Consider the following 23,729-nt stretch of genomic DNA (forward strand, 5'->3'; position numbering starts at 1 on the left):
CAACCTCATGTATAACCTGTGACCAGCTGTATCGCGCCACGCACTGCGTGGCGCTGTTTTACTGTCGTACTTCATCTTGAAGTGGCGGCAAACAGAGATTCACTATGAAGATGAGCAAACACCAGAAGAGTATAGACGAAATCATCGGTGAAGCTGCCCTGACGCTGCTTCAGCGCTCCGGGCCTGTTAATACCCACGCGCTGATGGCAGAGCTGCAGAATATGCAGATGCAGGCCACCGATGAAGAGTATCGCACCGCAATCAGCATGGCCCTGAAAGAGGTCCGGACCAGCATTTCTCTTGGTCAGCAACAACGAAACGAACCGGAAAAAGATAACGTTCATCCCCTGTTTGGCAATGACCAGTCATCCGGCAATAGCCGTAAACATTAATCCAGCCCGATAAGGTATACTGCGGCCTTATCTTTAACAGTTTGAGACGGAAAAATGGCAGATTTTCAAAACTTATACAATGTGCTGCCTGATAATGAGCTGGCTGCGCATTTTCGCGATGCCGGCCATGCGTTAAGCGATGAGTCACAGGTGCTGGATGGGGTAATACGCAGCATCCTTGCTACTGAGGGACGAGTGACTAATAAGTCGATTATTCTTTACCTGATTATGGCGCTGGAATCGGCCAGTGGCAGCGCTGAAGCTGACGTTCTGCGTCGCACACTGGAAATTGTTGTTGGCTATACGCCAGACGATGCCTGACCACGCTTTCTGCTCTTCCATCCGTGAAGAGCTTCTCCCATTTTCCTTTCAATCCTGCTCAGGCGTTTCTTTCTTTTCTGTACACTTTTAGCTGATTTGTACAGTTAATTAAAGGCAGCGCACTTAATTAACGTCATTCAGTTTAAAGTTGTACATCTGCCTGATTAACGCTGAAATAGCTATTCGGTTGCTTAACGGCTCAGGCTCACTCCAGGGACATTTACCGTGACCTGACGAACCGGGCGCGCATTCAGACGCTTACTTCTGCCGGACTTAATTTTTTGCAGCCAGCTTTGCAGCTGTTTTATCTCTTCCTGCGCGGCAGATTCATTGCTGACATTGCAGATAAAGAGCTGGCTGAGCGTCTGATGCTCTGCTGCAGTAGCGTAGATTTCAAAGCGGCCATCGCGCTGCTGTAATTCTACGCTGGTAAAGTGCAAATGCTCCCATTGCTGTAACCGTGTTTTAAATCGAGCGAAATCCATAAAAGTTCCTTAACTTCTTATAGTGATTATTGGTACTAACGTGACTAAAGGAACATAGACCAGAATCAGAAAAACGCCAGAATAAAAAAATAAAAATTTTAACGTGCTGAGTTTGCTGCGTTAATTAACGTACTTTTACCGTCTCGCTTATTTTTTCTGCGCCTCAGGCTGGCTTACGCCAATAAAAAAATTACTTTTATGATGAAAAAACCGCCCGAAGGCGGTCAAAAGGAGGGGCGTCTATTCAGGCTGCTTATCACCCGATTCTGGCGCACTGCCCGCATCATCATCAGGCAGTTCAGGCTCATCTTTATCAGGCTGATAACCTGCGTGAGCACGCTGTACAGGTTTATGATGCATTGATCTCTCCTTACGGGTTACGTCTGTGGCTTTTCACTGCCCAGTTCAGCACCGGTTTCCGGATTAACATCAGGATTTGAGGCGGTTCTGGTAGCCATAGCCTTCAGCGCTGCCGCTTCATCCGCAGAGAGCACCACTGAGGCGTGACCATCGCCGCCATCTACGGCAGGCTGAGGATCGGCGACATAGTTGAAGTTCTCATCTGAATTCCAGCTGCCGCGTACATCATCCCCGTCAGACATACTGAAATAAGTATGCGCATACTCTTCGATTGGCGGCAGTTTACCCGGCGGAAAGTTATTGCGGATAGAGTAGAGCGCCTTTTCAAAAGAGAGCTGGTGGGCGGCTTCACGCGTCATCAGAAAGCCCAGCGCATCTTTTACGCCGACGTCATCAGTCACATTAATCAGGCGTTCATAAATAATCTTAGCGCGTGACTCCGCGGCGATATTGGAGCGCAAATCCGCCGTCACTTCGCCAATAGTATCGATATACGCTGCGGTCCATGGCACGCCACCTGAGTTTGTCAGCGGCGGGCCGCCACCATAGAGAATAGAGGTAAGATGACTGTCATTACCCGCACCGGTAATAGAGCGATAAAGTTCGCCCTCCGCTTCCGTGCCTTCAGCCAGCTTGCCTTTGGCCCCTTTATTAAGCATACCTACCAGCGAACCGATAATTTCAAGATGGCTCAGCTCTTCGGTCGCAATGTCCATCAGCATGTCACGGCGTCCGAGATCGTCATCTCCCAGACCCTGAGTAAAATAGCGCATGGCAGCTGCCAGTTCGCCCTGCGGGCCGCCAAACTGCTCCAGAAGCAGATTGGCCAGTCCGGGATTCGGTTCACTTACCCTGACGGTGTACTGCAATTTTTTAACGTGTCGAAACATGGCTCACCTCAGTGTTAACAGTCAGGCCGATAGGCTGGCCTTTGTAATAATGCGTTACTGCTGTTCCGCAATGGTTGTGAGTTTTTCATCGGTAGATTTTTCTTCAGCCAGCGTTTCTGCCAGCAGACTGGCGGCCTGATCGAGGCCCAGCTTTTTGGCCATGGCCACCAGCGTGCCGTAGGTGGCAATTTCGTAGTGTTCAACTTTCTGCGCCGCGCCTATCAGGCCAGCATCACGCACCGGGCCCGCTTCGGTCGCGTCAATCAGCTCCTGCGCTTCCTCTACCAGACCTTCCAGCGCATGGCACTTCATGCGTTTAATGCGTAATTCTTCGTGCGCTTCCACTGCCTGATCAAGACGATCAATTTGTCCCTGGGTCTCTTCCAGATGTTGTTTAAAAGCTGCTTTAAGCGTTTCATCAGAAGCTGCACGCGCCATTTTGGGCAGCGCGCGGGTAATCTGTTTTTCTGCACTATAAACATCTGAAAGATCGTGAATAAAAAGGTCGAGCAAAGATTCAACTTTCATAAGCGTTCTCCATGCAGTAATAAACAGCAAAGCAGACGTCAAATGACGTATGCAGTTTATTCATTAATATGAGATTTCAGACAGCAGAGGTTAGCGTTCTCTGATGCGGAATAGTCATTAAACGCGCAATCACTGCGCCGCAGAGTTTATCCCTGAAATAAGCTGTCAGGCGCCGCGATTGCCGCTTTGACTCCCTTTCTTGCCAGCGTCAGACGCCTTTTCACGGTCGTTGCCGAAACTTCCGCCGCTATGCTGTCCGCCTTTTTTACCCGCTTCAGATGCCCGCTGTTTGTCGTCTGCGAAATTACCTGAACCGCCTCGATGTTGAGTCATAATATATTTCCTCTTCATGAGTTGATAATGACATGATCTGAATGACCAATCATGTGCGAGCTGCGTATTTAATAGTAATCGCGTTTCTTTAATCTGCAAGCGGGACGGTTTGATTATGTGCTTATAAGAATTATCTGCAGAGTCTGATTTTGTAGTCTTTATTATATTTAAGCGCAGCGACAATTACCGCATCGTTTAAATATAATTATGCGCTTCGGTTAACAATTAATTTATTGAAGCATCAGATGAATATTGTCGGCGGGCTGATTCGCAGCATGTTGTTTTCTCGATTAAGGTTAGTTATTACCCTGTAACGAGGAGAAGAGGTGATGACCGACTCTGTGACTACGGCTGAACTGGAACTGCTTGATCGCTACTGGCGAGCAGCGAACTATCTGTCTGTGGGCCAAATCTACCTGATGGCGAATCCGCTGCTGCGTGAAACGTTGCTGCCTGAGCACATTAAACCAAGATTGCTGGGACACTGGGGGACCACGCCCGGACTCAATTTTATCTATGCCCACCTCAACCGCGTTATTCGCCAGCGCAACGCTGACCTGCTTTACGTCTGCGGCCCCGGGCATGGCGGCCCCGGTATGGTGGCCAATAGCTGGCTGGAGGGAACCTACAGTGAAATCTACCCGCAGGTCAGTGAAGATGAGCAGGGTATGCAGCGTCTGTTCAAACAGTTCTCTTTCCCCGGCGGCATTCCGAGCCATGCGGCGCCTGAAACGCCAGGCTCAATCAATGAAGGGGGAGAGCTGGGCTATTCGCTCTCGCACGCTTTTGGCGCCGCATTCGATCATCCGGATTTAATTGTGCCCTGCGTTATTGGTGACGGTGAAGCAGAGACCGGTCCGCTGGCCGCCAGCTGGCACGGGATCCATTTTCTTAATCCGCAGCGTGACGGGGCCGTATTGCCTGTTCTTCACCTCAATGGCTACAAGATCGCTAATCCGACGCTGCTGGGGCGCACCAGCGACGAAGATTTGCAGCAGCTCTTCAGCGGGTATGGCTATGAGCCGCTCTTTGTCTGTGGCGATGATCCACAGCGCATGCATCAGGAGATGGCCACTACGCTGGATCGCGCTTTTGATACTATCGCATCCATCCAGCAGCGGGCGCGCAGTGGCACCCATAGTGAAGAGATACCGCGCTGGCCGATGATCGTGCTGCGCACGCCAAAAGGCTGGACAGGACCCAAAGAGGTTGATGGCAAAAGGGTCGAAGGATTCTGGCGCGCGCATCAGGTGCCGGTCGCCGGATGCCGCGAGGATGAGGCGCACAGGCAGATCCTCGAAGCGTGGCTGCGCAGTTATCAGCCTGAAACGCTGTTTGACGCCAGTGGACGTTTAAACGCTGAACTACGGGCGCTGGCTCCGGCGGGTGATAAACGGATGAGTGCGACCCCTTACGCCAACGGCGGGCGGCTGCGGCGGCCGCTTGCCACGCCTGATATCCGGCAGTTTGCGCTCGGGCTCAGCGCATCGGGCGCAGAGCAGGGCGAAGCGACGCATCAGTTTGGCCTCTATCTGCGCGAAATTTTTCGCCTCAATAGCGATAATTTCCGTCTTTTTGGTCCGGATGAGACCGCTTCAAACCGGTTGTCGCCGGTATTTGACGCCACCAGCCGCAGCTGGATGGCGCCGCTGGAGCCGTGGGATGAACAGCTGGGACGCGACGGACGCGTGATGGAGATTCTGAGCGAGCATCAATGTCAGGGCTGGCTGGAGGGCTATCTGCTTACCGGGCGTCACGGCCTGTTCAACTGCTATGAAGCGTTTATTCATATTGTCGACTCCATGTTTAACCAGCACGCTAAATGGCTGAAAGTGTCGCGCAAACTGCCGTGGCGGCAGCCAGTCTCTTCCCTGAATTATCTGCTTTCGTCTCACGTCTGGCGTCAGGATCATAACGGCTACAGCCATCAGGACCCTGGTTTTCTCGATCACGTTGTGAACAAAAAGGCAGACATAGTGCGCGTCTGGCTGCCGCCTGATGCCAACTGTCTGCTCTGGACGGGCGATCACTGTCTGCGTACCTGGGATCGCATCAATGTCATCGTGGCGGGTAAGCAGCCCTCACCACAGTGGCTCGATATCGATAGCGCGATTGCGCACTGTGAAGCGGGCATGGGCATCTGGCAGTGGGCCAGCTGCACAGATGAACCTGACGTGGTGATGGCGTGTGCAGGCGATGTACCGACTATGGAAACGCTGGCGGCGGTCGATCTGCTGCGGGAGTTACTGCCGTCGCTGCGCGTGCGCGTAGTAAACGTTGTTGATCTGATGGCGCTGCAGAGTGATGAGCAGCATCCGCATGGCAAAAGCGAGGCGGAGTTTGAGCACCTGTTTACCGCTGACAAGCCGGTAATCTTTGCCTTCCACGGCTATCCGGGGCTGATCCATCGTCTGACTTATCAGCGTAATAATCATTGTAATTTTCACGTGCATGGATTTAACGAAGAGGGCACTACCACCACGCCTTTTGATATGACCGTGCTGAACCGGCTCGATCGCTATCATCTGGCGCAGGCTGCGCTGCTGCATGTGCCCGGCGTGGCTGAAGATCATCCGGATCTGCTGGACGATCTGCAGGCGCGTCTTGCGGCGCATCACGCCTGGGTGCGGGAGTATGGTGAAGATGTGCCTGAGGTACGCAACTGGCGCTGGCGAGCCGCTGCGTCCTCAGCGTCATCTCTCAGGGGTGTTTAGGCGGCATACGGCGGCGCTGATAGCGTTTTTTCCCCAGAGCCAGCGCGGAGGCGCTGGCCGGGTCGAACAGGGAGAGGCTCTCAATCTGATCAACCATCAGCACCTTACGAAAATCGAGGGCGCTTTTCGGTGAGGAGAGGAAACTGATCTCATGCTCGTGATACCAGCGGCTATAGTTGTGCTCAATCGCAAGATTCAGCGTGCGCGCATCGCGATAGCCGCTCAGCATCGGGATCATCACGATATTTGCCGTGCCGGGAAATTCAAACGTGGCGGCGTGGATCATGCCAATGTAAATCCGGCGGGACTTCAGCGTAACCCATGCCAGTTCACCCTCTTCCATGCAGTGCAGCAGCAGCTGTTCAATACCGTTAGAACGCGAGAGGCGCTGATATAACTCTTTACGGCTGCCGGGTGTCAGGCGGGCGCTGCCGGCCCAGTTGGAGCGGTAAACACAAAATATCACCGCAAAGGTCAGCATAATGACCACCGGTGCCTGGATGCCCAGAAAGCTCCAGGTCATAAAATCGACGTGCCAGTTAGCATGATGTTCAGCACTCAGGCCGAACGTGTTATTCGCAAACGAGGCGCCCAGCAGCAGGAGCCAGACAATAGCCGTTGCCAGCACCCCTTGTACAACAAAAATGCAGCCGTAAAGGGCAATCAGAAAATAGACGTCCCAGCCGAATGAGCGCTTTATTTTTAGCCGGCTGGACATATCGCGGCTGGTATACCAGTAACCGCATACCATCAGAACCATGAAAATCGCCGTGCCCATTTAAATTTCCTTCAGAGTTGAAACGTGTTCAGCAAAATCTTTATGGACTTCAGGACTGAGCGGGTTGACCGAGGCGTTGCCATCTTCATCGATTATAATTCTGTCACCATCCTCCATCGACTCAGTGATATCCTGTTGTGTCATGACCTGCAGTAAGGATTCAGGGCTGCTGAACAGCGAGCATAAAAAACGTTTCATGACGGGCGTAAATCCTTTCAGTATTAAAAGTTAAGTCTGGAGCAAAACCGGGAAAGTAAAACGACTTTAAGAGTTGTCTGCAGCAGGAGAAACAGCAAGCGTAACGGCAGATTAAAGCGAGGAGAGTGAGAAGAGAGCGAAGAGGTGAACTGCAGCACATCCCTGTGCTGCTGGCTAATCAGGAACCTTTACGGCTGCTCTGGCCACCTTTTTTGCCTGCTTCAGATGCTTTTTTAGGGTCATCTTTAAAGCTGCCGCCGCTTCCGCTGCCGCTTTTCTGTCCACCTTTTTTGCCCGCGTCAGATGCTTTCTGCTTATCGTCTGCGAAGTTACCTGAACCGCCTCTGTGCTGAGTCATGATATAGCCTCTTGAAGAGTGTTTAATAACATGATGAATCATTGCAGTTATGTGCGTGGTACGTTTTAAAGAATAATGGTGAATGCAGTCTCTGCAAGCGAAGCGGAAAATATAATTAAGTAATTGTTTTAAAGCACTTTTAAAGATTTTTTTATGGCGCACAAAATATAAAAGCTGCAGCCAGAATTAAAAAGCGTCATTAAATTAGCAGCATAGCGAATTAAACAGGCCAGTGATGTCGGAGCGGTTTAAGGCGGTTATCCGGAATAATTGGCAAAATTAATCAGATATGTGAGCCAGAGAGGCTTTTCGCCCTGAGTCAGATACGCAGGGCAGGCGGATCAAATCAGCATCCCCAGAATCTGCAGCACGCTCTGCTGTGAGGCGGTGACAAAAGGAATATCTTTAATATGCTGCATGCCAAACGCCTCATAGAATTTTCTGGCTCTGACATTAGCGTCCATCACTTCCAGCCACAGGTAGCCTTCCTGCCGGCTGCGCGCGCTGGCAATGATGCTCTCAAACATCCGTCTTCCGACGTTTTTGCCTGTTTCCTGCGGATCGAGATAGAGCTTGCAAAGCTGAGCACCCCGCATCCCGGAATCGGGCACCGGCACACTCCACTTTACTTTGGCAAAACCGATAGGCTGCGCTGACTCAGCAATCAGCCAGCTTTCACTGGCATCGGTCAGGCTGCTGGCAAGCGCATCCATGCCGTACTCTTTGCTGATAAACGCATCCATTTCATCTGCAGAGACCCACAGGTGTTTAAAGTGCGCGCTGTAGGTCATACGCCCCAGCTGCTGCAGTAAGCCGGCGTCTTCCGGCCGGGCGTGGCGAATAGTCAATGCCATTATGCGGATTCTCCATGAAGTCTGCGCCACGTGCGACGCAGAGTGGTACACACTCCTGACGGGCGATAATACGCGAATGGCGTGCGGGATGTGATAGCGATCTGCTGAAACCGCGCAATAAGGGTTTAAGCGGTATCACTTTTTGCACGACGGCAGGCTGAAAATAATGACTGGCAGGAGTAGCTGGTCAGCGCTGCGGTAGCGCAAAACAGGGAGTGACGTAAATATTGAAACCGCTTTTATTCGCCTGCGTTTTTATCGCGGGTGAATAAGCTTCTGCAGGCAAATAAACTCATTAAATTGCGTCTCTCTTAACGCAGGCCGGAGGCGGCCTCAGAGGCCGTAACGTAAACTTTCCGCGCGTTTCGCCGTTTCATATACGTATTGCAGCATCGGCTCCAGATCGGCATCGGGTCCGGCGCTGATGATCTTGCTACGCAGCCACTCAATTTCGCTGGTAATATCCGGATGGAAAATCGTATTGTTCTGCGCATTACGCAGCCACTTCAGCAGGAAATTATTTTTCCCCCGCAGATGAGCGCTTTTTTTGGATTGAGCATGGATTTTAAGCGCAACCAGAATGCAGTAGTAAAAATGGACGCGCTGACTGTAATTTTGCACCATTATATCGCTCTTTATCATCGATATCGTTGACCCGCGTCAGTGTGCATAAATGCATCATTCAGGTCAATTCCGCTGCAACTGAAGCGGTAAAAAAACGGGATGCACAGCTCTTTTTAAGAATTTCTTTATGCGGGATGAAGCGGTTCTCATTCCGGGATTCATTCTTGTGTTAATTTTTACAGGACGCCGCTGCTGGCTACAGGAATAATCTGAATTAGTGCAGAGGAAAAAGTCATACATATTTACCGCTGCTGTACACATTTATTATTTTTTTATTATCGTTTCTTTGATTATTAAAATGCAGGGCAGAGCGGTAAACCGGATGCTATTTTCTCCGGCCAGCAACTTTTATGGCAAAAAGCGTAATAAGGTCTACACTTATTGCTGCCGATGTTCATTGTGCGTCAGGTTATGCAGTTATACATGGCGTTAACCCGGAAAGGTTGCGCATTTATTAGTGGTTTACCCTAAGCGTTTTATCTGCAGCACGCCTCTGAACATCCTGATTTTTACCCTTAAAAGGAGGAGACGTGACATCTGTGGTAAGCGAGATCAATACCCTGCCGTCGTTAAGCGGCGGCCTTTACGCCTTCTTTTTTGACGTTGACGGCACGCTGGCAGCCATTGAAGCACAGCCCGATCAGGTCACCATTCCCGCCCGCGTTCGTCAGCATCTGCAGCAGATCTCTAATCTCAGCCACGGTGCGCTGGCGCTGGTCTCCGGACGGCCAATATCCCAGCTGGATAAGCTGGCAGCGCCGCTTGAAGCGCCGGCGGCGGGCGTGCACGGCGCAGAGCGCCGCGATGCAACCGGTCAGATTCATCGTCATGCACTGCCGGATACGGTTGCCTCAGCGCTGCATGATGAGCTGGAACAGGCATTCAGCCAGTGGCCAGGGGCAGTGCTGGAGGCTAAAGGCATGGCGTTTGCGCTGCATTTCCGCAACGCCCCTGAGCATGAGCAGGCAATTATGCAGCTGGCGGAACAGATTGTTAGCCGCTTCTCTGAGCTCACGCTGCAGCCGGGCAAATGCGTGGTCGAAATCAAACCTCAGGGAATCGATAAAGGTGCGGCCATTAACACTTTTATGCAGGAAGCGCCTTTTGCAGGACGTATTCCGGTGTTTGTGGGTGACGATCTCACCGATGAAAAAGGCTTTCTTGCGGTCAATGCGCTACAGGGCATCTCTGTCAAAGTTGGCGAAGGCCCCAGTGAAGCGCGCTACCGGCTGCCGGACACCAACGCTGTCTGGCAGTGGCTGGAGCAACTATTATTACAATTAGAGCATGACAATATTGGTAAGGAGTTCAGGTTATGAGTCGTTTAGTCGTGGTATCTAACCGTATTGCTATCCCCGACGGAAGCAAAAGCAGCGCAGGCGGCCTGGCCGTAGGTATTCTTGATGCGCTTAAAAATACCGGTGGTTTGTGGTTTGGCTGGAACGGAGAGATCAGCGAATATTCGGGTGAAGAGGAAGAGCCGCTGGCAAAACTGGAGCACGATGGGATCACCTATGCTTCTTTCCCGCTCAACCAGAACGATTATGATCAATACTACTGCCAGTTCTCTAACACAGTGATCTGGCCCGCTTTCCACTACCGGCTCGATCTGGTGCAATATCAGCGTGAAGCCTGGGAAGGGTACTGCCGGGTCAATACGGCGCTGGCTCATCGTCTCAAACCGCTGATTCAGTCTGATGATGTGCTGTGGATCCATGATTATCATCTGCTGCCGTTTGCAGCCGAGCTGCGTAAGCTGGGCGTGACGAACAGAATCGGTTTCTTTTTACATATTCCTTTCCCGACGCCGGAAATCTTCAATGCGCTGCCGCCGCATCAGGAACTGCTGGAGATGCTGAGCGATTATGATCTGCTGGGCTTCCAGACCGAATCTGACCGGGTTGCGTTTCTTGACAGCCTGAGTCAGCAGACGCAGCTGCAAAACAAAGGCGAGAAAAAGCATCGGGCTTACGGCAATACGTTTATGACCGAAGTCTATCCAATTGGTATTGAACCTGACGCGATCAAAGAGATGGCGGAAGGGCCGCTGCCACCTAAGATGGCTGCAATGAAGCGTGAACTGGGCGATGCCAAAAACATCATCGCCTGTGAGCGCCTCGATTATTCCAAAGGTCTGCCCGAGCGTTTTCTGGCTTATGAAGCGCTGCTGGAAAACTTCCCGCAGCATCGCGGGAAAATTCGTTACTCGCAGATTGCGCCGACCTCGCGGGGCGATGTGCAGGCCTATCAGGACATCCGCCACCAGCTGGAGACCGAAGCGGGCCGCATCAACGGTAAATATGGCACGCTGGGGTGGACGCCTCTTTACTATCTCAACCAGCATTTTGATCGCCGTCTGCTGATGAAAATTTTTCGTCTCACCGATGTTGGCCTGGTGACACCTCTGCGTGACGGGATGAACCTGGTTGCGAAAGAGTATGTGGCGGCACAGGATCCGGATGACCCGGGCGTGCTGGTTCTGTCACGCTTTGCCGGTGCAGCGAACGAGCTGACCTCGGCGCTTATTGTGAATCCTTACGATCGTGACGAAGTGGCTGCGGCGCTGGATAAGGCGCTCACCATGTCACGTACGGAACGCATTACCCGCTATAACGATATGATGGCGGTGCTGCGTAAACAGGATATTTCACACTGGCGCGAAACGTTCCTGCACGATCTCAATGCGCTGCCCGCGCGCGGCGACGATCACGGGACGGCAAATAAAGTTGCCACGTTTCAGAAGCTGGCATAACCGGTAGCTGAAAGCGATTATGGGGGAGTGCATTAATGCACTCCCTTTTTTATTGCCGTGCGCCCGCCAAAAAGCGTTATTAAAAAGAGAAACCCGGCTAAGCATATTTGTCATCCCGTTCACTGTTACCGATCGGCTTATCCGCATGCGCTCCGGTAAAAAGCGATGAAACCGAAGCGGCAATACAGAAGAAATCGATTTCATATGTCGTGCCGCTAACCGGTTGATGAGCGAGCAATATGCGGGATCTGGCGCAAAAACAGCCGTGATTTTGTAAGTTTTGTTATCAGAGCTAAAGTTTTCTCTGGTCATGCCGATGATAGTTATACATCAGTGCGTTTTCTGTACCACCCATTCATTTTGCTAATGTAACAGCCAGTTACATCCATACCCGTTTTCTCACCTTTGCTGACGTTGTCTTGACACTTCATTTGTCAGGCGCCATCACGTTTTACATGCTGTTTACGATGCGGGAGTGATGCCACCTGGCAATATTCCCTGTAAGTGATTAATTTAAAACTTATAAAATAAGGGTGTTTCTGGTGTTTTGTGCTGCAACAGAGGTCCGGGGTAGTGGGTTGTGATGAGATAACCGCAACATGGCAACAAAAGGATCGGCATAACGTGACCTGTGTCGACTAAACGGAAATATGAGAAATTCCTTAGGAAATATTAGCGGAAAAATTGAAAATTGAGCAAAAAATAGACAAAACGCAAGCATCCCTGAAGCTTCGGTTAAAAAATTTGCCTTAAAAGTGTGACGCAGATCACACTTTATCTAAAATTCCGGTCCGGTCACGTTGTATGTCGGATGGAGACCATATAGATTTGCGTTGTTTTCAGATTAGTCTTAAAAAACGATAAAAAGACATCAGGGAAGAAGGTTAAGACTCAGGAAAAAATGGCCTGGAATTTTGACTGCTACTACTGAATGTCCCGGTAGGAAATGAAACAATTAAATATATGTTGGCTTATGCCTGATTTTATTTTTTGCCATCTTTAGATTTACCAACCAGCAACCCGAACCATAGAGATTAAATTCTGTGGCCGTATATATGCCGCGTCTATCAGGATGGAAAAAATGGGAACATCAGAATTACTAAAACATATATATGACATCAATCTGTCATATTTACTGCTCGCGCAGCGCTTAATTAACCAGGAAAAACCTTCAGCTATGTTTCGTCTGGGTATTGATGAAGCAATGGCAGATGCACTCGCTCAGTTAACCTTACCTGAAATGGTAAAGCTGGCTGAAACGAATCAGCTGGTATGTCAGTTCCGCTTTACCGATCACAATTTAATTAATCGTCTGACGCAGGAATCACGTGTCGACGATCTGCAGCAAATTCACACCGGGATCCTGTTATCCAGCCGTCTGCTGCGCAGCGTTTCAAAAACTGAAACCAGCACCAAAAAGAGGGCAGTATAATGAGCGATAAAAGTATCGTTCAGGAAGCGCGTGATATTCAGCTGGCTATGGAGCTGATCACGCTGGGTGCCCGTCTGCAGATGCTGGAGAGTGAAACGCAATTAAGTCGTGGTCGCTTAATTAAATTATATAAAGAGCTGCGCGGTGCGCCGCCGCCAAAAGGTATGCTGCCATTCTCTACCGACTGGTTCATGACGTGGGAACAGAATATTCACGCCTCGATGTTCTGTAACGCCTGGCAGTTTTTACTCAAAACCGGCTTAAGCAGCGGCGTGGAGGCTGTTATCCAGGCCTACCGTCTCTACCTTGAGCAGTGTCCGCAATCGGACGAGGGCCCGCTGTTGGCGCTGACGCGCGCCTGGACCCTGGTGCGATTCGTTGAAAGTGGGATGCTGGAACTCTCTGACTGCAAAAGCTGTCACGGCAGCTTTATCAATCATGCACATCAGCCCGCGGGCAGCTTTGTCTGCAGCCTGTGCCAGCCGCCTTCACGTGCCGTAAAAAGACGTAAACTTTCTGCAGATACTGCCGATACCTTTCCACAACTGCTGGATGAACAGGTTAAACGCGCCGTTTAAGTATGTTCGCATTGTGGAAGCCATCCAGCAGCGGGTTACCCCCGCTGCTTTTTTTTGCCTCCGATTTGTGAATATCGCCTGCGGCCCTCTGGCTTAACTTCCACCAACACGTTACGGACGTAAGGATGTTTTTGTGCTGATTATTCTGGGTTATATCGTGGTCCTTGGTTCCGTGCTGGGCGGTTATCTGATGGTCGGCGGCCATTTAGGGGCGCTTTATCAGCCATCTGAACTGCTGATCATTGGCGGGGCAGGTATCGGCGCATTTCTGGTCGGTAATAACGGTAAGTCTATTAAGAAGACGCTTAAGGCGCTGCCGCTGCTGATGCGCGGCTCTAAATATAATAAAGCGGTCTATATGGATTTGATGGCGCTGCTTTATCGGCTGATGGCGAAATCCCGTCAGCAGGGCATGCTGTCGCTGGAACGCGATATTGAAGATCCCTCGCAGAGCGAAATTTTTGCTAATTATCCGCGTATTTTAACCGATAAACAGTTAGTGGATTTTATTACCGACTATTTGCGTCTGATGGTCAGCGGAAACATGAATGCCTTTGAAATTGAAGCGCTGATGGATGAAGAGATCGAGACCTATGAGCATGAGTGCGAAGTACCAGCGCAAAGTTTATCTGCCATCGGCGATGGCTTGCCGGCATTCGGCATTGTTGCAGCGGTAATGGGGGTCGTGCATGCGCTGGCGTCAGCCGATCGTCCGGCGGCAGAGCTGGGCGCGCTAATTGCGCACGCCATGGTGGGCACCTTCCTCGGCATCCTGCTGGCCTACGGCTTTATTTCACCGCTCGCGTCGGTATTGCGTCAGAAGTGCGCCGAGACCACCAAGATGATGCAGTGCGTGAAGGTTACGCTGCTTTCCAGCCTGAACGGGTATGCCCCGCAGATCGCCGTCGAGTTTGGACGTAAAACGCTTTATTCCACAGAGCGTCCTTCGTTTACTGAACTGGAAGAGCACGTGCGCAACGCTAAAAACCCGGCTAAACAGACTTCGGACCAGAGTTCATGAAGCACGACAATCGCCCGATTGTGCTGGTTAAACGGCGCAAACATAAAAAGCATGAAGGCAGCCACGGCTCATGGAAAATTGCCTATGCCGACTTTATGACGGCGATGATGGCGTTCTTTATGGTGATGTGGCTGATCTCAATTGCCAATCCGCAGGAGCTGGTTCAGATCGCCGAGTATTTCAAAACCCCGCTTAAAGTTGCGGTTACGGGCGGACCACGCAGCAGCGACAGCGAGAGCCCGATCCCGGGGGGCGGAGACGATCCGACCCAGCAGAAAGGCGAAGTCAGAAAGCAGGTGGATATGGATGCACAAAAGCGCCAGCTGGATGAGATCCGTCTTAACCGGCTGCGCGAAAAGCTCGATCAGCTGATTGAAGCCGATCCTCGCCTGAAAGCGCTGCGGCCGCATCTGATTATTAACATGGTGGAGGAGGGGCTGCGTATTCAGATTATCGACAGCCAGAACCGCCCGATGTTTAAAACCGGCAGCGCCGAGGTTGAACCCTATATGCGCGATATTCTGCGCGCGGTTGCGCCGCTGCTGAACGATATTCCGAACAAAATCAGCCTCTCTGGTCACACCGATGACTTTCAGTATGCCAGCGGTGAACGCGGCTACAGTAACTGGGAACTCTCCGCCGATCGGGCAAATGCGTCCCGCCGGGAGCTGGTTATCGGGGGGCTGGACAGCAACAAAATGCTGCGCGTCGTGGGGATGGCCGCCACGATGAAGCTTAAAAACCGTGGCGCTGATGATGCGGTCAACCGCCGTATCAGCCTGCTGGTATTAAATCATGATACTGAAGCCGCCATAGAAAAAGAGAATGCCGAAAGCGATGCCGTTCAGGTCAGCGATCCGGCACATATGATTCCCACTATCACTGCACCAGCCGGACCGGCTGCGTCGGCAGCGACCGCACCGACCGCTTCGGCGGCTCCGGCAGCGCCCGCCGTCACCGCAGCGCCCGCTGCGGGTGCGGTAACACCAGACCAACCCTCACAGCCGAGGTGATCCCGTGAGCATGGACATCAGCGATTTTTACCAGACGTTTTTTGACGAGGCCGATGAGCTGTTAGCGGACATGGAGCAACACCTGTTGGGACTGGATCCCCAGGAGCCCGATGCCGAGCAGTTAAATGCCATTTTTCGTGCCGCTCACTCTATCAAGGGCGGGGCGGGCACGTTTGGCTTTACGGTTTTACAGGAGACAACCCATATCCTGGAGAACATTCTGGATGGTGCGCGCCGCGGCGAAATGCAGCTCAGCACCGACATCATCAACCTGTTTTTGGAAACCAAAGATATTATGCAGGAACAGCTCGATGCGTATAAAACTGCGCAGGAGCCTAATGCGGAGAGCTTTAACTACATCTGCGAGGCGCTGCGTCAACTGGCACTGGAAGCGAAAGGTATTCTGCCTGAAGCGCCTGCTGCTGCGGTAGTCGATATCCCTGCAGCGGCGAAGGCTGCCAGCCGCGGCCTGCGCCTGCAGCTGGTCGATCTTAAAGAGAAAGAGCCAGAGCTGATGCTGGAGGAGCTGAGCAACCTCGGCAGCGTCACCGACGTCGTTAAAGGCACGCATTCGCTGGAAGCCACGATTGAAGGTGTCGATAAAGATGACATCGTTGCGGTGCTCTGCTTTGTCATCGATGAAGCGCAGATCCGCTTCCCGCAGGCAGATGCCGCCGCCCCGCTTGCAGAAGCAGCAGCTGAAACGGTAACCGCGCCGCCGCAGAGCGCGACGGTAACGGATATCACACCGGCAGTAAAACGCGAAAGCAAGCGCGCCGCGGCGCCGGCCAAAGCGAGCGAATCCAGCAGTATTCGCGTGGCGGTGGAGAAAGTGGATCAGCTGATTAACCTGGTCGGCGAGCTGGTCATTACCCAGTCGATGCTGGCGCAGCGTTCCGGTGCGCTGGATCCGGTCGCCCATGGCGATCTTCTCAACAGCATGGGCCAGCTGGAGCGCAACGCGCGCGACCTGCAGGAGTCGGTGATGTCGATTCGTATGATGCCGATGGAGTATGTGTTCAGCCGCTTCCCGCGTCTGGTACGCGACCTCGCGAGCAAGCTCGGTAAAGAAGTTGAGCTGACGCTGCTGGGCAGCTCAACCGAGCTGGATAAGAGCCTGATTGAGCGCATTATCGATCCGTTAACTCACCTGGTGCGCAACAGTCTGGATCACGGTATCGAAACACCGGAAAAACGCCTGGCAACCAATAAAACCGCCACGGGTAATCTGACGCTCTCTGCTGAGCACCAGGGCGGCAATATCTGTATTGAGGTGATCGACGACGGAGCTGGCCTGAATCGCGAGCGCATTCTGGCTAAAGCGCTCTCTTCAGGGCTGCCGGTCAGCGACAGCATGAGTGATGAAGAGGTCGGCATGCTGATCTTCGCTCCCGGCTTCTCTACCGCTGAGCAGGTCACCGATGTCTCCGGACGCGGCGTGGGTATGGACGTGGTGAAACGTAATATCCAGGAGATGGGTGGCCATGTCGAGATTGCGTCAAAACAGGGCAAAGGCACAACCATTCGTATTCTGCTGCCGCTGACGCTGGCAATCCTGGATGGCATGTCGGTACGCGTAGCGGATGAAGTCTTTATCCTGCCGCTGAACGCCGTCATGGAGTCGCTGCAGCCAACGGCAGAAGAGCTGAAGCCGCTGGCTGGCGGAGAGCGCGTGCTGGAAGTGCGCGGCGAATATCTGCCGCTGGTTGAGCTGTGGAACGTCTTTGATGTGCAGAATGCCAAAACCGATGCGACGCAGGGGATCGTGGTTATTCTGCAGAGTGCGGGCCGCCGCTATGCGCTGCTGGTCGATCAGTTAATCGGTCAGCATCAGGTGGTGGTGAAAAACCTGGAGAGTAACTACCGCAAAGTGCCGGGTATCTCTGCTGCCACCATTCTGGGGGATGGCAGCGTAGCGCTGATTGTGGACGTCTCCGCACTGCAGTCGCTGAACCGTGAAAAGCGTGTGGCCGGTGCCGCAGCATAACTGATAAATAAAGGGCAAAAAAATGACTGACATGGCAACCGTGACCAAAATCGCTGGCGAAACCGTCGGCCAGGAGTTTCTGGTATTCACCCTGGGTGATGAAGAGTACGGCATCGATATTCTTAAAGTACAGGAGATCCGCGGCTACGATCAGGTCACGCGCATCGCCAATACGCCGGAATTTATCAAAGGGGTGACCAACCTGCGCGGCGTCATCGTGCCAATTATCGACCTGCGCGTGAAGTTTTCGCAGCCGGACGTCGAGTACAACGATAACACCGTGGTGATTGTGCTCAATCTGGAGCATCGCGTGGTCGGCATTGTGGTGGATGGCGTTTCCGATGTGCTGTCGCTGACGCATGAGCAGATCCGGCCGGCACCGGAGTTCGCCGTGACGATGTCTACCGAGTATCTGACCGGACTCGGCGCGCTGGGCGAGCGCATGCTGATTCTGGTCGACATTGAAAAGCTGCTCAGCAGCGAAGAGATGGCGCTGATGGATACGCTGCGCAGCGTATAAACCTTACCGCCGGGCCGCCTCAGAGCGGCCCGTTTTCTTTACCACTATCCTGTTTCGATGGACCCCATTATGTTTACCCGAATTCGTGTTGTCACCAGCCTGCTGGTGGTACTGGTACTTTTTGCTGCCCTGCAGCTGACGTCCGGATCGCTGTTTATCCGCGCACTGCATCATGACAAAACCAGTTTTTCTGCCTCACAGCTCTCTGCGCAGAATCTTGCGGCGATCACCGATGCTTATATGAGCCTTAACCAGAGCCGGGTGGTGTTGACGCGTATGCTGCTGCGCATCACTACCGGTAAACTGGAGGGGAAAGAGGCTGATGTCAGCGAACTTTACTTACAGAGTCGGGATTTCCAGCAGCGAGCTGCGGACAACTTTACTCTGTTCCGTAATCTGCCTGATACGCCGGGGCTGGATAAACAGCTTAATCAGCAGCTGGAGCAGAGCTACAGCGCTTACAGTCAGGCGCTGGCTGCAATGCAGGCCGCGCTGCAAAATAAAGATATGGTACAGGCCTATAAAGCGCCGGTAGCGCCCAGCCAGAGCGCCTTTTACGCTGATTACACGCGCTGGCGGGCCGACCAGAACCGTCTTACGCAGGCTGGCGCAGAAGAAAACAGCGCGGCTTATGCCCGTATGCTCTGGCTGATTGGTGCCGTTATGACCGTCGTGATTGCCGTTGGTGTTCTGTGCTGGTTCGGGCTGCGCCGGATACTCATCCAGCCGCTTAATCAGAGCATCCAGCATATCCGGCATATTGCGCAGGGCGATCTTACCCAGCCGATTACCATCACCGGGCGCAATGAGATGAGTCAGCTGGCCACCAGCCTGCATGAGATGCAGCAGGCGCTGACGCGCACGGTCAGCGACGTGCGCGACGGCGCGGATGCGATCTTTACCGGGGCGAGTGAGATCTCCGCCGGTAATAACGATCTTTCGGCGCGCACCGAGCAGCAGGCTGCATCACTGGAGCAGACGGCGGCCAGCATGGAGCAGCTGACGGCAACGGTGAAGCAGAATGCTGAAAATGCCCGTCAGGCGTCGCAGCTGGCGCTGACCGCTTCAGGCACGGCGCAGAAAGGCGGCACGGTTGTCGAGGGCGTAGTCTCGACAATGAAAGATATTGCCGGCAGTTCAAAGAAAATCGCTGACATTATCAGCGTCATTGACGGCATTGCATTTCAGACCAATATTCTGGCGCTTAACGCTGCGGTGGAAGCCGCCCGCGCTGGCGAGCAGGGCCGCGGCTTTGCCGTTGTGGCCGGTGAGGTACGCAGTCTGGCGCAGCGCAGCGCTCAGGCGGCCAAAGAGATCAAAGGGCTGATTGAAGACTCAGTCCGGCGCGTTAACAGTGGTTCCGTGCTGGTAGAGAGCGCCGGTGAGACCATGGGTGAGATAGTCAGTGCGGTGACGCGCGTCACCGATATCATGGGCGAAATTGCTTCAGCGTCTGACGAGCAGAGCCGGGGTATCGATCAGGTGGGTCACGCGGTCACTGAAATGGATCGGGTCACCCAGCAAAACGCGGCGCTGGTTGAAGAGTCGGCCTCAGCTGCTGCTTCACTGGAGGCGCAGGCCAGCCGCCTCAGCCAGTCGGTGGCGCTGTTCCGCATTACGCGAGGCGCTGCGCAGGTGACTGGCGTGCGTCATCCGCAGATTGCCCCGCCTGCAGTTGCAGTTGCTGCCGCACCGCGTCGTGCGGCCACGACCACAGGCGCAGAGAGCCACTGGGAAACCTTCTGAGTGTCGTTATGCCCTCTGTCATGCGTGACGGAGGGCAATTTTTTTAGTTATTAATCAGGCTCAAAAGCTTCAATAGGACCGGACTGGCGCAAAGAAGCGTAAACCGCCTCAATTAATTGCGGCTGGCGTCGATAACAGGGTGTCAAAATTCTTCCTGGAGACACCATGTTAAAACGTATCAACGTCGTTACCAGTCTGATCGCCGTGCTGCTGATTTTTGGCGCGCTGCAGCTGCTCTCGGGCGGCCTGTTCTGGTCAGCGCTGAACAAAGATAAAGAGGCGTTTGCCGTCGCACAGACCTCTACCAATAATGTTGCCGCTATGTCGGATGCGTGGATTGAGCTTAATCAGACCCGCACCGTGCTCAACCGCGCTATGCTGCGTATGCAGGGCAGTATGGCAGCGCAAACCAACGGCGGACAGCTCAATGCGCTGATTGCCCAGACGGAAAAGCAGCTGAGCGTGGCCGCAGAGCACTACCAGCGTTACTACAACCTTCCTTCCACACCGGGCCTGCCGGAAGCCTTAACCGAACGGCTGGAGTCTGACTACAACGCGTTTAACGACGGCCTGAAAGCGATGCTCGATCGCCTGAAAGCCAACGATCTGCAGGGTATGTTTGCGCAGAATATTGAGGCGCGCCAGGTCAAAATGAAAGCGACCTATGAAGAGTGGCGTACTGCCCAGGCGGAACTCGCGGCGAAAGGCGTCGTCCAGAACCAGCGCGCCTTTACCACCATGATGTGGCTGCTGGCCGCGGTGATGGTCGTGGTGATCGCGGTGATTGCAGGTTGCTGGTTTGGCCTGCGGGTGGTGCTGATCCGTCCGCTGCACGCGCTGCTGGGGCATATCCGACATATCGCATCCGGCGACCTGACCCAGCCGATTCAGGTGGAAGGACGCAATGAGATGAGCCAGCTGGCGGCCAGCCTGCATGAGATGCAGCAGTCGCTGGTGCGTACCGTCAGCGATGTGCGCGACGGCTCCGATGCGATTTTCACCGGTGCCAGCGAAATCTCTGCCGGCAACAATGACCTTTCCGCCCGCACCGAAGAGCAGGCGGCCTCGCTGGAACAGACGGCTGCCAGCATGGAACAGCTGACCGCTACGGTAAAACAGAACGCTGAAAATGCCCGTCAGGCGTCGCAGCTGGCGCTGAGCGCTTCTGATACTGCCCGTAAAGGCGGTGACGTGGTGGAAGGTGTTGTGCGCACCATGAGTGATATTGCCGGTAGTTCAAAGAAGATTGCCGATATTATCAGCGTTATCGACGGCATTGCGTTCCAGACGAATATTCTGGCGCTCAACGCTGCCGTTGAAGCGGCACGCGCCGGTGAGCAGGGCCGCGGCTTTGCTGTTGTGGCGGGTGAGGTGCGCAGTCTGGCACAGCGCAGCGCTCAGGCGGCGAAAGAGATCAAAGGGCTGATCGAAGAGTCGGTCACGCGGGTTAACGCCGGTTCGCAGCTGGTCGGTACCGCCGGTGACACCATGAGCGATATTGTCGGTGCCGTCACGCGCGTCACCGATATCATGGGCGAGATCGCCTCGGCGTCAGATGAACAGAGTCGCGGTATTGATCAGGTGGGTCACGCGGTCACTGAGATGGATCGCGTGACGCAGCAAAACGCCGCTCTGGTCGAGGAGTCCGCCGCCGCCGCCGCTTCACTGGAAGCGCAGGCGAGCAGGCTGAGTCAGTCGGTTGCCGTGTTTCATATTCCGCGTACTGCAGCGCCGGCCGCTCAGCGTCTGACAGAGAGCAGAAAACCGCAGCCGCTGCGCAGCCCGGCGCGCAAAGCCGCTACCGCCGCCCCGGCCAGCGATACGAACTGGGAAACGTTTTAAGGGATTTTACCAGGTCGGCATAAATGCCGACCCTGCATGCTTATACACTGCGCATTCACGGCTAATCAGACACCGGCATGAATGCCAGCCCGTTAATCCCGCAGGGAGCGCATTAATGCGCTCCTGGCCCGGTCTGCCTTACTGCCACCTCTGCACCCAACGCATAAACTGCGCGCCGCGTGCATAAAGATCCCCTCATCCACGCCGATAACTACAGCGATCCGCCAACCAATGAGGTGTTTATGTTTAGTCGTATTCGTGTTGTTTCCGGCCTGCTCTGCGTGCTGGCGCTGTTTGCGCTGCTGCAGCTCTTTTCCGGTGGGATGTTCTTCTCAACGGTAAAAGCTGATAAAGATAATTTTGCCTATAACCAGCGCCTTAGTACCCTGCAGCGCGCCATGGGCACCTCCTGGGTATCGCTGGTGCAGGCGCGTAATACGCTAAACCGCGCCGGTATTCGCTATTTACAGGATAGCCAGATGGCAGGATCGGGGGCCACGGTGAAAGAGCTGGTTGCGCTCGCCAATGAGGAGCTGCAAACCGCCGATGCGGGCTTTGCCGATTTTAATGCCAGCCTTTCGGAGCAGGGCAAAAGCGCTGCGAACGTGCTGGCGCTGCAGGCCAACTATAAAGCCTACCGCGATGCGCTGGCTGAGCTGGTGGTTTTCCTCGGCTCAGGCAACTTCAAAGGGTTTGTCGATCAGCCTACGCAGAGTCTGCAGGACAAATTTGAAAAGGATTACAACGCCTGGCTCACTACTAATCTGGGCCTGGCGCAGCAGGGCGTTGACGCCAATGAGAGCGCATATCGTCACGCCATTATGCTGGTGCTGGGCACCCTGCTGGTGACGCTGCTGGTGATTATGCTGGTCTGGAGCGGAATGCGCTCAGCGCTGATCCGGCCGCTGAAGCAGAGCATTGAACATATCCGCCACATTGCGCGGGGCGATCTGACCCAGAGTATTGACGTCAGCGTACGTAACGAAGTGGGCGATCTGCTCAGTTCGCTGGCAGAGATGCAGCAGGAGCTGGCGCGCACGGTGCGTACCGTACGCGATGGATCTGACGCTATCTATACCGGCGCGAGTGAAATCGCGATGGGCAATAACGACCTCTCTTCCCGTACCGAACAGCAGGCAGCTTCGCTGGAGCAGACGGCTGCCAGCATGGAGCAGCTTACCGCAACGGTGAAACTGAATGCAGAAAATGCACGTCAGGCCTCGCAGCTGGCGCTTAACGCCTCAGAGACCGCGCAGCAGGGCGGCAAAGTGGTCGATGGCGTGGTGAGCACCATGAAAGATATCGCCGGCAGCTCGAAGAAAATTGCGGACATCACCAGCGTTATTGACGGTATCGCATTCCAGACCAATATCCTGGCGCTGAACGCTGCCGTAGAAGCGGCACGCGCCGGTGAACAGGGACGCGGGTTTGCGGTGGTTGCAGGTGAAGTGCGCAGTCTGGCACAACGCAGCGCTCAGGCGGCGAAAGAGATCAAAGCGCTGATTGAAGACTCTGTCAGCCGCGTTAACACCGGCTCGGTGCTGGTCGAAAGCGCAGGTGAAACCATGAGTGAGATCGTCAGCGCCGTAACGCGAGTGACCGATATCATGGGTGAAATCGCCTCCGCCTCCGATGAGCAGAGCAAAGGTATCGACCAGGTGGGCGTGGCCGTGACGGAAATGGACCGGGTAACACAGCAAAACGCCGCGCTGGTTGAAGAGTCTGCGACGGCCGCTGCCGCTCTGGAAGAGCAGGCCAGCCGCCTGAAACAATCCGTTGCCGTGTTCAATATTGGTAAAGAATTTGTCGCGCAGGCCGTTAACGTATCTACAGCGTTAAAAAAGGTATCGCCGGTTGCGCAAAAAGCGCTGGCACCCGCTACTGGCGCACGCGGCGCTGATGATAACTGGGAAACCTTTTAATGCAGCCGGGCCGCTTTGGGCGGCCCGCTTACCCGGTAAGTACCGGCAGCAGCGTAGCAATCAGAGAACTATCACTTAACA

At 53.7% G+C, this 23,729-nt stretch carries 23 protein-coding genes; 14 read left to right on the top strand and 9 right to left on the bottom strand.

All coding sequences use genetic code 11. The features are described 5' to 3' along the window. Window positions 1-104 precede the first annotated feature (104 nt). Window positions 105-392: a hypothetical protein gene (locus C1Y41_RS03335; RefSeq protein ID WP_039383963.1), complete on the top strand. Its 288-nt coding sequence runs from the start codon at window positions 105-107 to the stop codon at window positions 390-392. A gap of 54 nt (window positions 393-446) precedes the next feature. Then, window positions 447-713 (top strand): biofilm development regulator YmgB/AriR family protein, encoded by a 267-nt coding sequence (locus C1Y41_RS03340; RefSeq protein WP_039383965.1) that lies wholly within the window; start codon window positions 447-449, stop codon window positions 711-713. Window positions 714-904: 191 nt separating this feature from the next. Here C1Y41_RS03340 and C1Y41_RS03345 read toward each other — a convergent pair whose 3' ends face one another. The 4 genes from C1Y41_RS03345 to C1Y41_RS03360 form a co-directional block, all read right to left on the bottom strand. Beyond that, window positions 905-1,198 carry a hypothetical protein gene (locus tag C1Y41_RS03345; protein WP_052246483.1) on the bottom strand — a complete coding sequence of 98 codons (294 nt, stop codon included), beginning with the start codon at window positions 1,196-1,198 and terminating at the stop codon, window positions 905-907. Window positions 1,199-1,575: 377 nt separating this feature from the next. Continuing rightward, window positions 1,576-2,448 (bottom strand): manganese catalase family protein, encoded by an 873-nt coding sequence (locus C1Y41_RS03350; protein WP_039383967.1) that lies wholly within the window; start codon window positions 2,446-2,448, stop codon window positions 1,576-1,578. 54 nt (window positions 2,449-2,502) lie between these two features. Next, window positions 2,503-2,976, bottom strand: coding sequence for a ferritin-like domain-containing protein (locus C1Y41_RS03355; RefSeq protein WP_039383968.1), 474 nt, complete (start codon window positions 2,974-2,976; stop codon window positions 2,503-2,505). Between the two features lie 165 nt (window positions 2,977-3,141). Then, window positions 3,142-3,309 carry a general stress protein gene (locus tag C1Y41_RS03360; protein WP_094111797.1) on the bottom strand — a complete coding sequence of 56 codons (168 nt, stop codon included), beginning with the start codon at window positions 3,307-3,309 and terminating at the stop codon, window positions 3,142-3,144. 329 nt (window positions 3,310-3,638) lie between these two features. On the opposite strand from C1Y41_RS03360, the gene C1Y41_RS03365 reads away from it, so the two are divergent. Beyond that, window positions 3,639-6,023, top strand: a complete 2,385-nt coding sequence (locus C1Y41_RS03365) for a phosphoketolase (protein ID WP_104084790.1) — start codon at window positions 3,639-3,641, stop codon at window positions 6,021-6,023. On the opposite strand, the gene C1Y41_RS03370 is transcribed toward C1Y41_RS03365, so the two are convergent. The 5 genes from C1Y41_RS03370 to C1Y41_RS03390 form a co-directional block, all read right to left on the bottom strand. Next, on the bottom strand, window positions 6,010-6,801 hold the full coding sequence (locus C1Y41_RS03370; RefSeq protein WP_039383973.1) for a hypothetical protein: 792 nt from the start codon (window positions 6,799-6,801) through the stop codon (window positions 6,010-6,012). The two genes, C1Y41_RS03365 and C1Y41_RS03370, sit on opposite strands and share 14 nt — an antisense overlap. Then, window positions 6,802-6,999, bottom strand: a complete 198-nt coding sequence (locus tag C1Y41_RS03375; RefSeq protein WP_094111795.1) for a hypothetical protein — start codon at window positions 6,997-6,999, stop codon at window positions 6,802-6,804. Window positions 7,000-7,177: 178 nt separating this feature from the next. Continuing rightward, the gene (locus C1Y41_RS03380; protein ID WP_039383978.1) at window positions 7,178-7,357 is read right to left on the bottom strand and encodes a KGG domain-containing protein; all 180 of its coding nucleotides are present in this window, start codon (window positions 7,355-7,357) and stop codon (window positions 7,178-7,180) included. 341 nt (window positions 7,358-7,698) lie between these two features. Next, window positions 7,699-8,211, bottom strand: coding sequence for a GNAT family N-acetyltransferase (locus C1Y41_RS03385; protein WP_094111794.1), 513 nt, complete (start codon window positions 8,209-8,211; stop codon window positions 7,699-7,701). Window positions 8,212-8,544: 333 nt separating this feature from the next. Beyond that, window positions 8,545-8,835 carry a DUF2913 family protein gene (locus C1Y41_RS03390; RefSeq protein ID WP_039383983.1) on the bottom strand — a complete coding sequence of 97 codons (291 nt, stop codon included), beginning with the start codon at window positions 8,833-8,835 and terminating at the stop codon, window positions 8,545-8,547. 530 nt (window positions 8,836-9,365) lie between these two features. Here C1Y41_RS03390 and otsB point away from each other — a divergent pair. From otsB to C1Y41_RS03445, 11 genes are all read left to right on the top strand, one after another. After that, complete coding sequence (otsB, locus tag C1Y41_RS03395) at window positions 9,366-10,154, top strand: trehalose-phosphatase (RefSeq protein ID WP_039383986.1); 789 nt, start codon at window positions 9,366-9,368, stop codon at window positions 10,152-10,154. Further along, entirely contained in the window at window positions 10,151-11,587 is a 1,437-nt protein-coding gene (gene otsA / locus C1Y41_RS03400; RefSeq protein WP_039383988.1) for an alpha,alpha-trehalose-phosphate synthase, read from the top strand. Before otsB ends, otsA begins: the two co-directional genes overlap by 4 nt. Window positions 11,588-12,668: 1,081 nt before the next feature. After that, window positions 12,669-13,019: a flagellar transcriptional regulator FlhD gene (gene flhD, locus C1Y41_RS03405; RefSeq protein ID WP_065649518.1), complete on the top strand. Its 351-nt coding sequence runs from the start codon at window positions 12,669-12,671 to the stop codon at window positions 13,017-13,019. After that, entirely contained in the window at window positions 13,019-13,597 is a 579-nt protein-coding gene (gene flhC, locus C1Y41_RS03410) for a flagellar transcriptional regulator FlhC (RefSeq protein WP_071668763.1), read from the top strand. Before flhD ends, flhC begins: the two co-directional genes overlap by 1 nt. 133 nt (window positions 13,598-13,730) lie before the next feature. Beyond that, window positions 13,731-14,618, top strand: a complete 888-nt coding sequence (gene motA, locus C1Y41_RS03415; RefSeq protein ID WP_039383995.1) for a flagellar motor stator protein MotA — start codon at window positions 13,731-13,733, stop codon at window positions 14,616-14,618. Then, the gene (gene motB / locus C1Y41_RS03420; RefSeq protein ID WP_039383998.1) at window positions 14,615-15,631 is read left to right on the top strand and encodes a flagellar motor protein MotB; all 1,017 of its coding nucleotides are present in this window, start codon (window positions 14,615-14,617) and stop codon (window positions 15,629-15,631) included. The genes motA and motB overlap by 4 nt, the downstream gene beginning before the upstream one ends. Window positions 15,632-15,641: 10 nt before the next feature. After that, window positions 15,642-17,618 carry a chemotaxis protein CheA gene (gene cheA / locus C1Y41_RS03425; protein ID WP_186368976.1) on the top strand — a complete coding sequence of 659 codons (1,977 nt, stop codon included), beginning with the start codon at window positions 15,642-15,644 and terminating at the stop codon, window positions 17,616-17,618. A 22-nt stretch (window positions 17,619-17,640) separates the two neighbouring features. Beyond that, window positions 17,641-18,138: a chemotaxis protein CheW gene (gene cheW, locus C1Y41_RS03430; protein ID WP_039384003.1), complete on the top strand. Its 498-nt coding sequence runs from the start codon at window positions 17,641-17,643 to the stop codon at window positions 18,136-18,138. A 69-nt stretch (window positions 18,139-18,207) separates the two neighbouring features. Beyond that, entirely contained in the window at window positions 18,208-19,884 is a 1,677-nt protein-coding gene (locus tag C1Y41_RS03435) for a methyl-accepting chemotaxis protein (RefSeq protein WP_039384005.1), read from the top strand. Between the two features lie 165 nt (window positions 19,885-20,049). After that, window positions 20,050-21,726: a methyl-accepting chemotaxis protein gene (locus C1Y41_RS03440; protein WP_071668764.1), complete on the top strand. Its 1,677-nt coding sequence runs from the start codon at window positions 20,050-20,052 to the stop codon at window positions 21,724-21,726. Window positions 21,727-21,968: 242 nt separating this feature from the next. Beyond that, on the top strand, window positions 21,969-23,648 hold the full coding sequence (locus C1Y41_RS03445) for a methyl-accepting chemotaxis protein (RefSeq protein WP_039385812.1): 1,680 nt from the start codon (window positions 21,969-21,971) through the stop codon (window positions 23,646-23,648). The last annotated feature ends 81 nt before the right edge of the window (window positions 23,649-23,729 follow it).

This window comes from Pantoea sp. ICBG 1758, from assembly GCF_002928325.1.
Taxonomy (GTDB): domain Bacteria; phylum Pseudomonadota; class Gammaproteobacteria; order Enterobacterales; family Enterobacteriaceae; genus Pantoea; species Pantoea eucrina.